Source organism: Longimicrobiales bacterium, from assembly GCA_028823235.1.
GTDB lineage: Bacteria > Gemmatimonadota > Gemmatimonadetes > Longimicrobiales > Gaopeijiaceae > UBA2589.
This window is the reverse complement of the sequence record JAPKBW010000006.1, coordinates 58280-71869: the sequence shown is the minus strand read 5'-3', so window position 1 is coordinate 71869 and position 13590 is coordinate 58280. Positions and strand designations below refer to the sequence as shown.

General features: G+C 61.2%; 10 protein-coding genes. 3 read left to right on the top strand and 7 right to left on the bottom strand.

The features are described from left to right. Positions 1–67 precede the first annotated feature (67 nt). From OSA81_05005 to OSA81_04985, 5 genes are all read right to left on the bottom strand, one after another. Positions 68–1747 (bottom strand): sodium:solute symporter, encoded by a 1680-nt coding sequence (locus OSA81_05005; protein MDE0898357.1) that lies wholly within the window; start codon positions 1745–1747, stop codon positions 68–70. A gap of 11 nt (positions 1748–1758) precedes the next feature. Further along, positions 1759–1887: a hypothetical protein gene (locus OSA81_05000; protein ID MDE0898356.1), complete on the bottom strand. Its 129-nt coding sequence runs from the start codon at positions 1885–1887 to the stop codon at positions 1759–1761. 118 nt (positions 1888–2005) lie between these two features. Continuing rightward, a complete protein-coding gene (locus OSA81_04995) occupies positions 2006–2140 on the bottom strand; it encodes a hypothetical protein (protein ID MDE0898355.1) in 135 nt (44 codons plus the stop codon). Between the two features lie 3 nt (positions 2141–2143). Then, the gene (locus OSA81_04990; protein MDE0898354.1) at positions 2144–4594 is read right to left on the bottom strand and encodes a prolyl oligopeptidase family serine peptidase; all 2451 of its coding nucleotides are present in this window, start codon (positions 4592–4594) and stop codon (positions 2144–2146) included. Positions 4595–4660: 66 nt separating this feature from the next. Beyond that, complete coding sequence (locus OSA81_04985) at positions 4661–5746, bottom strand: ATP-dependent 6-phosphofructokinase (GenBank protein MDE0898353.1); 1086 nt, start codon at positions 5744–5746, stop codon at positions 4661–4663. A gap of 616 nt (positions 5747–6362) precedes the next feature. Here OSA81_04985 and OSA81_04980 point away from each other — a divergent pair. After that, entirely contained in the window at positions 6363–7043 is a 681-nt protein-coding gene (locus OSA81_04980) for a hypothetical protein (protein ID MDE0898352.1), read from the top strand. A 577-nt stretch (positions 7044–7620) separates the two neighbouring features. Further along, positions 7621–8940 (top strand): hypothetical protein, encoded by a 1320-nt coding sequence (locus OSA81_04975; protein MDE0898351.1) that lies wholly within the window; start codon positions 7621–7623, stop codon positions 8938–8940. Between the two features lie 2 nt (positions 8941–8942). On the opposite strand, the gene OSA81_04970 is transcribed toward OSA81_04975, so the two are convergent. Together OSA81_04970 and OSA81_04965 are read right to left on the bottom strand one after the other, a co-directional pair. Then, entirely contained in the window at positions 8943–10547 is a 1605-nt protein-coding gene (locus tag OSA81_04970; protein ID MDE0898350.1) for a peptide chain release factor 3, read from the bottom strand. 4 nt (positions 10548–10551) lie between these two features. Beyond that, the gene (locus OSA81_04965; protein ID MDE0898349.1) at positions 10552–12861 is read right to left on the bottom strand and encodes a DUF5916 domain-containing protein; all 2310 of its coding nucleotides are present in this window, start codon (positions 12859–12861) and stop codon (positions 10552–10554) included. Between OSA81_04965 and OSA81_04960 the strand changes: the two genes are divergently transcribed. Next, positions 12854–13180 carry a hypothetical protein gene (locus OSA81_04960; protein MDE0898348.1) on the top strand — a complete coding sequence of 109 codons (327 nt, stop codon included), beginning with the start codon at positions 12854–12856 and terminating at the stop codon, positions 13178–13180. The genes OSA81_04965 and OSA81_04960 overlap by 8 nt on opposite strands. The last annotated feature ends 410 nt before the right edge of the window (positions 13181–13590 follow it).

Here is a 13590-nt window from a genome sequence, read left to right as displayed (position 1 = left end):
CGAGGCGATCCTTGTGGAGAGAGATGTCGGCTCTGTCGACGCCACTGCCGTTCCGGAAGGGTCGTAATCAGGCTTCCTGTGGGTCCACTGGGTCCACTCCGACTGCGCTGAACGCCATCCCGACGGCGACCACAACGACTGCGCCGATGACGTTCTGCCACAGGTAGGCCACGTCGGTCATGAAGTTGAAATACCCAACGACACCCATCCCGATGATCAGTCCAAAGAACGCTCCGTTCGAGCCGGCCCGGGGGATCATCGCGAGCAGGAAGACCCCGAGGATCGATCCGTAGAAGAATGACCCGAAGCGATTCACCACTTCGATCAGTGATCCCAGAGTTGCCGCGTACGTTGCTACGACGCACGCGAATATGCCCCATAACGCCGTCGCCCCGCGAGACACCTTGAGGTAGTGCGCGTCCTCAGCCTCAGGCTTCAGCCACCTTCGATAGAAGTCGATGACCGACGTCGTTGCCAGCGAGTTGAGTTCGGCGGCAATACTCGACATCGCAGCCGCGATTACACCAGCGATGAAGAGCCCGGCCAGGCCGATCGGTAGTTCCGAAAGCACGAAACGTGGGATGATGTAGTTCACATCACGGGAAGACTCACCCGTGACCTCTTCGGCCAGAGCGAGTGCCTCACCACGAATCGCCTGCATATCCGCTTCCCGAGCCAAGAAGGTCTCCATGGCAGCCTCGGCGGATGGTTCGTCGGCCGCATCTGCGACGGTCAGCGCCGCGGACTCCCGCAATGTAAACGCGGCGTCGTACTGCGCGTCGAGAGCCTCGTATGCACTGCCACGCTCAGCGCTCACGGCGGCTTCGTGTGCCGGGTTGAAGAGCAGGGGCGGTCGCACGAATTGGTAGTAAACGAAGACGCCGACACCCACGAGCAGCACGAGCGCCTGAAGAGGAATCTTCCAGTATGCGCTCATGAGAAGCGAGCTGCGGGCCTCGTCAACGGAGCGCGCCGTGAGGTAGCGCTGCACCTGACTCTGATCCGTTCCGAAATACGACAGCATCAGGAAGGTGCCACCAAGGACACCAGTCCAGAACGTGTATGTCTCGCTGAAATCGAGGGAGAAGTCGAACGTCTCGAGTCGTCCCGTCGCCCCCGCAATCTGGAGAGCATCGTGCGGATTGATCGGCATCTGAATGAGAATCACGATCATCATGGAAACGAGCGCGACTACGATCAGCACCATCTGCTTCACGTCAGCCCAGGCGACCGCCTGTACACCACCGACCATCGTGTACAGGACCGTCGGTACGCCGATTAATGCGACACTCCAGATGAGTGGGATCCCGAAGATTGCACTGAAGACGATTCCCGGGGCCGCCATGATCCCGCCCACGGACATCCCGCGCGACAGCAGGAAGAGCAATGCAGTGAGTGACCGGGTCCTCGAATCAAAGCGCCGCTCGAGAAACTCGTATGCCGTGAATACACCCGACCGGTGGAGCATCGGAACGATCGTGACCCCCAGGATCACCATCGCCAGCGGAAGCCCGAAATAGGTCTGTACGAAACGCAGGCCGTCGGTCGCTCCCTGACCGGTCGAGCCGATCATGGTCACCGCCGATAGCTGCGTGGCCATGACCGACAGTCCGACGACCCACCAGGGAAGACTCTTATTGGCGGCGAAGTAGCCTGCGATCGTGTCGGTGTCCTTCGACTTCTTGATGCCATCGATGACGACGTACGCCAGGTAGACGACGACGATGGCCCAGTTGATCCAATGCATTGTGATCGACCTCAGCGCGTATAGAAGACCTGAAGCAGGCCAAGGAGCGTGAGGGCGACGACCTGAACGACCAGCACCTGAATGAGCGTGCGCTGGAAGCGCGACGGGGTGGCCTCAGGAGTGGCTTCGGTTTCGTTCATGCGTGAGGGCGCGGACCGGATTGAGGGGGGGGAGCATGGCAAGAATCCCCGAGTCGAAGTGGGGGCGCAAGCGTTGTGGAAGAAACGGTGAAGGTGTTGGCGATCGATCCAGGGCGAATCATCCGGTCGCCCACTCTTCGTCGAGCGGCGCGATTGCGGCCTGTAGTTGCTCCCCGAATACTCTTCGGCGCTCGGCCACGGAGTTGACCAGTTCCGCAGCGAGCCAGCCAACCTGTTTCCTAATGTGCGTCATGGGTTAGCGACCTACCCCGCCGCGAACCGTGCAGAAGCCACCGGCGCTCGTGCAGTCGGGGCCCCTAAGGGTTCGCTCGAACAGCTCGTAGATCCGGCGATACTCATCGGTCCAGGATGTAGGCTCTACAAAGCCATGATTCTCGACCGGATATACCGCCATCTCCCAGTTCTCTTTCCCTAGCTCGATGAGCCGTTGGGAGAGACGAACCACGTCCGAGAAGTGCACGTTCGTGTCGACCATGCCGTGGAGCATGACGAGGTGCTGGTCCGCCTGGAAGTTCTCGGCGAAATAGATCGGCGACGACTGCTCGTACGCCTCGACGTCGTCTGTGGGCAGGTTCAGAATCCGGCTTGTATAGCCGTGGTTGTAGTGTGCCCAGTCCGTGACGGAGCGAAGCGCTGCACCGGACTTGAACGTGTCACCAGACGTGAATAGCCCCATCAGTGTGATAAAGCCGCCGTACGACCCTCCGTACAGGCCCACGCGTGCCGGGTCGACACCTTCGTTGGCCGCGAGGTAGCGCGCGCCATCTACCTGGTCCGACATGTCCTTCCCGCCCATCCACCGGTAGATCCCGGTTCTCCACTCAGCACCGTAACCTGCGGAGCCACGGTAGTCGATGTCGAGGACAGTGTAGCCGCTCGCCGCGAGGAACTGGTTGAACTGGTACTCGCGGTAATAGGACGACCAATAGTTGTGGACATTGTGCAGGTAACCCGCACCGTGTACGAAGATGACTGCGCCACCGTGTGACTCTGCCCCCATGTCTTCGGGTCGGTAGATCCTCGCGGGCACCATCGTGCCGTCCTCGGCCTCGAACTGAATGATATCCGGCTGAATCCAAGGGAAGGACATCCATTCGTCGGTGGGCGTCATTGTCACGGCGCCCATATCGGATAGGTCTCCGGCGTCCGCGAGGTAAAGCTCTGGCGGATGGTTCGCGACATCGTGCACCAGCGCGACTCTGCGCCCGTTGGGTGAGAGCGTCGCGTTGAAGCGCCCGTCGCCCTCCGTGCGCTGTTCACGATCGGACCCGTCGAACTCCATGGTCCACATGTGCTCGTTGAACGGAGATCCTTCGTTGGTACGCAGGATGAAAGTGCTCCGATCTTCCGGCATGGTGATGCTGAGCACTTCCCACTGACCCGTGGTCAGAGCTCGCTTGTCCGATCCATCGGAGTTCACCGCGTACATCTGTGCGTAGCCCGTCTCCTCGCTGACGAAATAGATGCGGTCCGTACCAGGCACGAAGCCCACGCACTGCGAGAAGCATGGCCCCGCTACCCAGGCGTCATCGTGCAGATGATCCACGAGCGTCCGCTCTCCGGAAGCCGCGTCGACGGCCCACAGCCAACGATCCTGGTCGTCGAAGGAAACCGCGAACACGAAGCCTTTCGTGCCTGCGTCGTTCCAGCCCGCGTTGAACACACGCACGTCATGCTCGGCCTCGTAGCCCTCGGGAGACACGTTGACCCAGGAGATCACGCCGGTGGCGGCGTTGAGGACGCCAGCCCGTGAGGCACCTTGGTTGTCGCCCACCTTCGTCCGAACGTTCAGATCGCGAGTGTAGCCGTCCTCCGTGACCCAGTCCGGTACGATTGTCTGGACTGCGTCCTGTGCCTCTGTCGCGGCTAGAACGAGCACATAGTCACCAGAGCGGGTAGGTGTGAGCCCTTGGACCCGCTCGTTGCGTTTCAGGTATGCGGTCTCGGGCTCTGTGGAGGCAACCAACTCACTGATCGAGTCCGTGCGTTGCTCTGCGGCATTCCCACGTCGAATGTGCTCAAACAACTGGGTCTGCTGCGCTGCGAGGAATCCCCTCTGCCCTTCGGCCTCTTCGTCTTCGTCCGGGGCAGGGCCTGATGCGATCCATGTGATCTGCGTCAGCTCGCCACTGTCCAGCGTCATCCGGTACACGTTGTTTGCTCGACGGAAGAGCACACCTTCTCCGTCCGCTGTGAAGAGCGGCTGGCCCTCTCCGTCTTCCGTGTGAGTGAGCCTTCGCACATCGAGTGAACTGCGGTCGATCAGGTAAAGATCTCCGGACACGGAAGCGACACGCCTCGAGCGGTCGGGTGACAGGTCTCCGCCGGCCAGGAGAGGAGCGAGGGAGCGCGCTTCTGCGTCGTCGACTCTCTCAGGCGCGCCTCCCTCCGCGCCTACGCGGTAGAGTGATCGACCCTCGTTCCATTCAAGGCCACCCGGCTGCCACTGGAAGTAGACCCAGCGTGAGTCGTCGGTCCATCGGACCTGAGACGGTGCCTGCCCTACGTTCGACTCCGCCCGCATGATGCTGCGGATCGAAAGAGGGAATGACTGGGCCGTAACGGACAGGGGTACATAGTCCGCGACGGACTGAGCACCCACGGCTGAAGGGGCCGCGACCAGTGCCGCGCCGAAGCACAATGTCGCGACCGACGTCCCGATGATCCTTTTGAACAAGCTCATCATGCTTACCTCTCCTTGCGTGTACCTGAACTCATCTAGTTTTTGTGCCCGCAGCCAGTGTGGATTGTGCTAATCGCCGAGGCAGATCCCAAGCGATTGCGCGGTCTCCACGACGTCGGAGTCGAGGGGAACCACCTTGATCTTCGCCACCGCGTCTTCGAGGGGGACCGCGAGGACTTGGGACAGGTCCAGGGCGACCATCGTTCCAAACTGCCCTGCTGCGACAAGCCGAGCTGCTGCCGCTCCGAAACGAAGCGCGAGCAGCCGGTCGTATGCGTTGGGCCCACCACCCCTCTGCAGGTGCCCAAGAACTAGCTCACGGGTCTCGCGACCGGTGCGCTCGTGGATCTCGTCTGATACGAGCCTTGCCATGCCCCCGAGTCGTTTCTGGCCCCCGGCGGTCTGCTTGAAGAGGGGCTCGCTCCCTTTGGCGTAGGCGCCCTCGGCGACCACCACAATGGCGAATTTGGGTCCGTTGGTGTACCGCGCTTCGATTTTCCGACAGACGGACTCCATGTCATATGGAATCTCCGGAATCAGAATCACGTCGGCGGTGCCCGCGACGCCTGCATAGAGTGAGATCCAACCGGTAGTACGCCCCATCAGCTCAACCACCATGACCCGCTCATGGGCTTCCGCGGTGGAGTGTAGCTTCCCGATGGCATCCGTTGCAGTCTCGACCGCGGTCGTGAAGCCAAACGTGAGGTTCGTGGCGGCCAAGTCATTGTCGATGGTTTTCGGCACGCCAACGATCTTCAAACCCTTCTCCGCGAGCTGCTGAGCGATACCGAGTGACCCGTCTCCCCCGATGGCGATCACCGCGTCGATCTCTCGTCGGGCAAACTCGTCTACGACCTGCTGGGTCCGATCCTCATACGTGACAGATCCGTCGTCTGCCCTCACCGGCCATCGGGATGGATTTCCTTTGTTTGTCGTGCCCAGGATGGTGCCACCCAGGTGCGTGATTCCGGCTACGGCACGTCGGTCGAGTCGCACGACCCCGTCCTCTTCGAACAGGCCGTCGTAGCTATTGCGAACTCCGTGCACTTCCCACCCGTACTGCTCGGCCGTCAGGACGATCGCACGAATGACGGCGTTCAGACCGGGGGCGTCTCCGCCACCTGTGTTGACGGCGATACGGCGAATCTCGGACATAGCGTGCTTCGGCTGGGCAATGGGACAAAAAAGGGCAGCCGACCCAAGGGCTGGACGCCCATTCTAAGCGCCTGAAGCGATCAGGGCATGAGGGGAACTCTTTCCTGCCCCCCCCCAACGCATGGTGCCCCTGAAGTCCATGCTGAGGACACTGCCGTCCGCGCCGACGGGAGTGTCTACTCGAACCAAAGTAGGCGCGCGCCTTCGGGAAGTGCTCGTTCCCTCCAGGGATCCGAAGGGGATAGCTGCGCGCTGTCTTATTTCCGGCCTCGTGCGCTGCCGCGATCTATCGCTCCAGCTGGGAAATGTCGACCTATGCGACCTTCGGAATCCCGCCCGTGCGGTGAAGCCCAGTCCGACAGTGAACAGAAAATAGAGAGCGAAAAAGCTCTCTGGGGGGGTGAATCATGGCCAAGCTAATAGGGGGCGGCGGACATTTGTCAAGATAAAACGGGAGGCAGTGAACCATGGTGAATCTTGTCGCGCCCCCTTTGGTACTACCCTAAGGTGTAGGAGGACCTGAAACGGTGGACAAAGGACAAATGTCCATATTGCCCGCCTTTCTTGCCATTCCGAGTGATGTTCACAGGGCTTCGTCCCTGCTTTGGAGAACCGGATGCGTATTCCCCCCATAGTGCTGCCGGCGGCGTTCGCGGCCTCGCTACTCATCGTGGCCATTGCACCCGTCGCAGCCCAGGATATCCCGACCGTGGGTGTCATGGACCTTGAGAGCTTCATGATGGGTGAGGGCGGCGCATCGGTGCAGCTGGGCAAGGCCGTGACTGCAATGCTCGCTACGGAGTTCAGCTCGCGTGAGGGGATTCGTATTGTCGAGCGTCAGCGAATTAATGATCTGATTCGCGAGATGGACCTGAGTTACTCGGGCCGAGTCGAAGAAGCGGTCGAGATCGGGAAGCTGCTGGGCATGCAGTATGTACTGCTCGGTGCCGTCACTAGCATCGTCGACAACCTCCGTATGGACATTCGTGCGGTGGATGTGGAAACCTCTGAGGTCCTTACGGCCATGAAGAAGTCCGCCACCACTAATGAGCTCTTCTCGGTCGTCGTCGATCTCGCGGACGACTTCGGAAAGGCGCTGAACCTCACGGCTCCGTCGCAACGACCCGAAGTGGAAGAGATTCCAATTCGGGCGACCATCGAATTCAGCCGAGCCGTTACTTACGAAGACGAACAGGACTTCGGGCAGGCCATCGAGCACTATGAGGCCACACTGGAAATCCACTCGACTCATCGTGATGCACAGCTTGCGCTGGAGCGCTTGCGTGAAGGCACCTAGAGAATGCCCCCCACATGAAGGTGAGAGGTGGGACGGGCACGGAGTCTTCACGCACTTACTTCTCGAGGGGCTTCGGGGCGAAGCCGACCTCAATAGGAACGGCATTGTGACCTTTCCCGAACTCTTTGAGCACGCGAGCGAGAATGTGCGAGCTGAGACCCGTGGCCGTCAGAATCCACAGCGCAGGGGTTTTGGAGATATTCCACTGGCCGTTGTGTCTGGCGGAAGGCCCTGACTCACGACAGACGGGTGCACCATGCGCCCCGCCTTGCTGAATTAACAGGTCAGGCGTTTAGCGGGTTGTCCTCGGGCGGTCCGCACGCAGCCCTCGACTGCCTCATCGAGCTTCTCTGTGCTGGGCGGCTTGTGCCGGCCGGACCGGGCACCCACGAGCTTGGCGCCTTGAAGCCCGAGGGGCTCCTGCCCGGATACCGCGAGTGTATCCGCGCCGGGTAGCGCGAGGACCGCTAGCTCAGCGAGGCCGCGTGGCCCGGACGGAGTCGGAATCAGCTGCTTCAAAAGGGTCGATGAACAAGCGACGAAACGGTATGCCACAACAGGCGTTGGAGGAAGGTACGTGACGCGTCACAGGTCGCAGATTTCACGAGGTGTTGAATCAGGTTGGGTGCGAGCCCACCCTGGCTGGGGCGGTCTGGCCTTGGCTGTTGTGCTCGTCGTGTCGGCCGCCCTGTCCGTGTCCCCGCTGCAGGACGCAGTCACCGGGTCCGCGGTGTCTTTCGCGCACCAGACGCGACCCATTGCGTACCTCCTCGGCGCCCCGCTCTTCGGGGCCTGGGACACGCTCTCTCTGCTGACGCTGACCCAGCACTACGCCGTGCTGCTAACCCTTGTCCTTCTGTATGTCTCGCTGCGCTGGCGAGTCCTCAGCCGTGCCCGGATACAGCCCCTCTCACGTCCGCCAGCGCTTCCTATCCGGATTGGAAAAGAGGTCACGCGCGCCGGAATAGCCCTCGTTCTGCTCTTCGGATTCTACCTGGCGGCCATGGTCCTGCCTCGCCCGATGACCGGAATGCGTTTGGCCGACGCAGACCTGCTATCCATCGATTTCCATTCCCACACTCTCCACTCTCACGACGGCTGGAGCCTCTTCGCTGCCGATGGTAATCGGGGGTGGCATGAGGCCGGTGGCTTTGACGCGGCCTACGTGACGGATCATTACACGTGGAAGGGGTTCGACGAGTCGGCGGCGAACAATCCGGCGACAGCGGGTGAGCGGACCGTCATTCTCGAGGGCGCGGAAATCAGGATTCACCTGAGGCCAACGAATGCCCTCGGCGCCCGGGATCGTTATCTCTTCGCACTCGATGCGGACAGTGTATACATGGAGGCCGACTCACTCGAGGTTGCCCACGCGCGAGGTGAGCGACCGCCAACACTCTTCTACACGATGCCGGGGCCATTGAAGTATCTGATCCCGTTAACGGAGGAGACTCCCTCTGGGATGATCGGCATCGAGATCAACGACGGCTCGCCCCGAGGATTGGAGCAGGTCCGAGCCGAGCGGGCCGAGATCATTGCGGCTGCCGATTCATTCGATCTGGCACTGATAGGCGGGGCCAACCTTCACGGGTGGGGGCGTACCGTGGCGTCCTGGAGTGTGATGAGCATTCCAGGGTGGCCGGATATGGCACCCGTGGAACTGGGCGAGGTCATCGATGAAGTGCTCCACGCCAATCGGCGGAGCGCGGTTCTCGTCGTTGAGCGGCGCATGCCTTACCACAACGGATCGCCGATACGAATGGTGGCCACGCTGCCGTGGCTGACGTGGGAGTATTTCAGGATGCTCAGCTGGGGAGAGCGCCTGTCCTGGCTACTATGGCTCGTCGCCGTCCCGGCGGCTATCGGATTCCTGAAGCGTCGGCGGCAGCGGGGCTAATACTAGGCGCCCGCCGGCCTCCGCGGCTGGACGTCGTAAAACGTCAGTTCCTTCTCCTGTTCGACACTGCGCTGGAGCGTCCACTCGTTGTCGAAAAGAATCAGTTCAGCCCCGTCAGCGTCCTCGACCCGACGCCGACCATAGGCATTTGCCACCTTGTCGATGGAGGCATCCGGTCCGGTCACCCATCGAGCGCAATGGAAGGGGAGCCGTTCGAGGCGTGCCGTGACGCTGTATTCTCGTTGCAGCCGGTCCAGGAGGACGTCGAACTGCAGCACGCCGACTGCGCCCACGATCGGCACCGGTCCAGTCAGCGAGGGCGCGAACAGAAGAAGAATCGTGCCCTCTTCCGCGAGGTGGCGAAGCCCACGGTCGAGGTGCTTCCGCTTGAGTGCGTCCTCGATGTGGATCTGGGCGAAGTGCTCGGGGCTGAAGCGGGGGACACCTGCGTACTCGATCTGGCCCCCTACGGCGACGGTATCGCCCACCCGGAGTGATCCACGGTCGAGGAGCCCCACGACATCCCCTGCCACCGCGAAGGCGTCGCTATGCGTTCTCTCTCGAGCCATGAACTCCTGAGGCTGGGCCAGGCGGATCGTTTTCCCACTTCGAGAGACGACGGCCTCGGTGCCCTCGGCAAACTGGCCGGAGCACACACGGAGGAATGCGACGCGGTCGCGGTGTCGTGGGTCCATGTTCGCCTGGACCTTGAAGACGAACCCGGAGAACGGATGAGAGACGGGGTCGATCGTGCCCTCGGATCCCTCGCGGGCCGCAGGTGGCGGTGCCAGCTGGAGGAATCGCTCCAAGAAAACATCGACCCCGAAATTTGTGAGCGCGCTCCCGAAACAGACCGGACTCGCCTCACCTCGAGCGACGGCGTCGAGATCGGCGGGTGTTCCCGCAACGGAAATCAGCTCGATCTCTTCGGCCAACTGGTCGACGGCCTTGGCCCCGAGCTCCGCTTCGAGCTCAGGTGCTTCGAGTTCGAGCAGCGTCGCGTTCGGTCGCGACTTCCCATGGTCGTCAGTCTTCTCGTACAGCCAGACACGTTCCCGCGAGCGGTCGTACACGCCGATGAGTTGTCCGTCTTTTCTCACCGGCCATGTCGACACGAAACAGTCGATGCCGAGCTCAACCTGCACGTCGTCGAGGAGCCCGAGGGGGTCCTCTCCGACGCGGTCACACTTGTTCACAAAGGTGAAGATCGGCAGCCGTCGCTTCCGACAGACGCTGAAGAGTTTTCGTGTCTGCGTCTCGACACCCTTCCGATTGTCGAGGAGCATGATCGCACTGTCGGCGGCCGTCAGCGCCCGGTACGTGTCTTCCGAAAAATCCTGGTGCCCCGGGGTGTCCAGCAAGTTGATTCGAAAGCCTTCGTAGTCGAAGTGCAGAACGCTCGCGGTGATCGAAATTCCACGTTCCTGCTCCATCTCGAGCCAGTCGGACGTCGCATGCCGATCCGCCCTCCGTCCTTTGACCGAGCCAGCGGTGCGGATCGCACCGCCATAAAGGAGCAGCTTCTCCGTCAGCGTAGTTTTTCCGGCATCCGGGTGACTGATGATGGCGAAGGTGCGGCGCCTAGCGATTTCTTGCTCGAGGGACACGGGACTAAAAAATGAAAGTGTGTGTGTACTTCAGCGTCAGTGCCTGAGCACTCTCAAGTGGGAGCGTGGGCACCCCGAGAATTTCTCGCTCGAGGTTGAGGCCCTCGTTCCACACGAACCACAGATCCTGACCCTCGCGGAAGTTGTACCGGAATCGCGTGTTCATGGCCAGTTGGTCATTAAGTGAGTTGTACTGCGCGAACGCATCCACGGAGATTTTCGTGTTGACGGCGCCGCGGGCAGTCAACCGGAAGAGGTTTGAGTCGAAGTTTTGCATGCGATCTTCGAACTCGATCCGATTCCACTCCCATCCACCTTGAAGCTCCAGGTGCTGATTGACACTCCATGACAGGTTGGAGCCGATGGCGACCCTCGTGCCGTCGAAGAACTGACCACCAGTGAGTGTGAGATTCGGTCGAACGGTCCATCCGCGTGGGGCACGGAACTGGCCCTCTCCTTCCGTGAACCAGTAGGAGCCTCGGGGGATCGTGGCCCCGTCGGAGAGATTGAAGTCCTCCACCACATCTTCGTATTGCGAGTTTGCGGCCAGCTTGAAAGTGATACCGGGCTTCGTCTCGAGCTGGATGAAGGGTGAGATCAATCCGGTCTCGACCTCCTCGTCTGCGTTGCGGGCCCAGAGGTTGTTCTTGGCCCCGACCCAGACCCTCCGCCAGGTCGACGTTTCGTTGGGGAACCACTGATAGTTCCAGTCACTCTGGCCTCGGGTGAAGTTCTGCCGCGACTCGAAGCCGATGCCTGGATTGTATCCTGCGCCGGAGTACGTGAAGGAATGCTGGTAGCTGAGCCCGCCGAGACGTCGACGGGTCCAGTCGAAGACGACTCGTCCTGCGCCGGAGCCCGATGGCGCCGCATCGAGGAACGCATCGCCTCCCTGGAAGGTCTGCAACCACTTCAGCGTGAAGTACTCGTCCGAGCCCAGCCGGAAGAGGCCGTCTGTTCCGTACGTCACGTTGTAACGGCCGTCGGCGGCGATCCGACTCGTCGACATCGCCCCTATGAACGAGTTCTCGTTCAGCACCCGTCGCTTCAGTCGGAGTACCCCGAAGTTCTCAGAGGCACGGGTCAGGTAGGCCTGTGTCTGCATATTGATGAAGCCGAGGTCCCATGTCCCGATGCGACCCACCATACGGGCTCCGCCGTAGATGCGGACCGGAGCGCCATCCTCGGAGAGGCCGATTCTGCGCGAGTAGAACAGCGTTCCCCGGTCTGCACCGGTGTCGAAGCCGAAGATGCCTGCACGTTCTTGGAAGAACGGGCGCTTCTCGTCGAAGAAGAGTGAGAAACGGGTGAGGTTGACCTGCTGTTGATCTGCCTCGACGGCGGCGAAGTCCGTGTTGACCGTCAGGTCGAGCGTGAGGTTCGGCGTAGGATTGAGCTTCACCTCGCCGCCGACTTCGTACTGCTCTCTGGTTTCGTAGCTCCACTCATCCCTGGCTTCGTTGAGAACCGAGGCTCGGGTTCCACCGGTCAGGGCGTAGGGCATCACGTAGATCGGACTGGACGATTGGATGTCCTCGAGGCGTACGTCCTGCCAAGCGGAGATCTGGGTATAGGGAAAGTCCTGCGGAATAGCAGGGAACGTCCAACGAGACGCCTCACCTGGCTCGTACGCGTAGGCCATCATGCCCATGACGACCGAGCCATCGGCCTCGGTCTCGAAGCGCAAAGATGAGAAGGGGATGCGGATCTCTCCGAACCATCCCTCCTCAGTCACCTGAGTCTCGAGGTCCCAGAAAGCGTTCCATGAGCTGCTGCGCGGGCCACCACCTGACCCGCCTCTGCCACCACTGTCTCCTTGAGCGCCACCGCCGGTGACCGTCATGTCCATTCGCGCCCCGAGAGGGAGGCCGACAAAGCGTACGCCGTTCTCGTTGTCGTTGAAGGTGTCGAACAGGATCCCGAACCCGTCGTCACCACTCCAGCGGTCCCGTGTCAGAGAGAAGGCACGGATCTCATCGGGGTCGTCATGATAGAAGCGCCCCGCCATGTAGACAGCGACGCTGTCGTATCCAACCAGCACCTGGATGCGTCGATCGGTCGCGCCTCGAAAGGTCGGCTCGTACATCGTCAACGATAGCGGCTCGATGTCCTGCCATGCCGCCTCATCGCTGAAGCCGTCGAACGTGATTGGCCCGGAGAGCCTTTGAAGATCCACGATCCCAGAAGCCTCAGCTGCGGTCTGCCCCAGGGACATGTCAGCAGATAAACTGCTCGGCGTCTGTTGGCCAAGTGCTTCGTGCGCGAGTCCCGCAAACAAGGTGAGGGCCACCCCGGCACCCCAGCGGGTGGCCATCGATCTCAATTTCATTGCCCGGAAGAAAATCAAGACGACTCGGGTGCGCCACCCCGCCACTGGCACCTATTCTTCCGCATCTCAGCCCCTCTGGCTTCAGCGGTCGAAGACCATGCTCCAGCAGATCATCCCGTTCCGATATCTCACACCCGATGAGCGCGAATCACTTCGTACTGAAGGGGAGAAGCGAGTGTTCGGGCCCGGCGAGATTCTGATCGAGCAGAGTGACAGCGAGGATGACACGGCTTACCTGCTGCTGGATGGGTCCGTGTGGCTCACGGATCACTCCGATCCGACACCATTTCTCCGGAGGACCTGAAGTTGCTGTCCAGGATCTGGCCGGATGACATTGCGGAATGCGCATGCGCGACCATGCTTCACTATGAGGACTTCCACGTCGAGGTCCGCGTCATCGGCAGTAACACCCACTCGGTCCTGAACTGTCTGAGTCTGTGGGTTGGCCGCCACGCTGCCGCGATGGTGGCGTGGGCTCGAGAGACGAGCCATCCGGCCCCAGAGGACAGCTGGCAAAATGGAGGGATCCTTTTACCTCCGTCACGTTCAGTGGGCAATTGGGCGTGGCTCCGTACGGCGCTATGTCGCATTGTGATTTCGGTGCTACACGTCTGCCCTGCCGCTCGATCACGCCCCAACCCTCTACGCGAGTCGGAGGGGGTTCCCTCACTTTCATGCGACGACGCGCGAAGTTCTCACTAGGAATCCTGGAGG

Excerpts from the sequence above, each read along its gene's own strand:
- OSA81_05005 (MDE0898357.1), bottom strand. The coding sequence starts at position 1,747 with ATGCATTGGATCAACTGGGCCATCGTCGTCGTCTACCTGGCGTACGTC.
- OSA81_05000 (MDE0898356.1), bottom strand. The coding sequence starts at position 1,887 with ATGAACGAAACCGAAGCCACTCCTGAGGCCACCCCGTCGCGCTTCCAG.
- OSA81_04995 (MDE0898355.1), bottom strand. The coding sequence starts at position 2,140 with ATGACGCACATTAGGAAACAGGTTGGCTGGCTCGCTGCGGAACTGGTC.
- OSA81_04990 (MDE0898354.1), bottom strand. The coding sequence starts at position 4,594 with ATGATGAGCTTGTTCAAAAGGATCATCGGGACGTCGGTCGCGACATTG.
- OSA81_04985 (MDE0898353.1), bottom strand. The coding sequence starts at position 5,746 with ATGTCCGAGATTCGCCGTATCGCCGTCAACACAGGTGGCGGAGACGCC.
- OSA81_04980 (MDE0898352.1), top strand. The coding sequence starts at position 6,363 with ATGCGTATTCCCCCCATAGTGCTGCCGGCGGCGTTCGCGGCCTCGCTA.
- OSA81_04965 (MDE0898349.1), bottom strand. The coding sequence starts at position 12,861 with ATGGCCACCCGCTGGGGTGCCGGGGTGGCCCTCACCTTGTTTGCGGGA.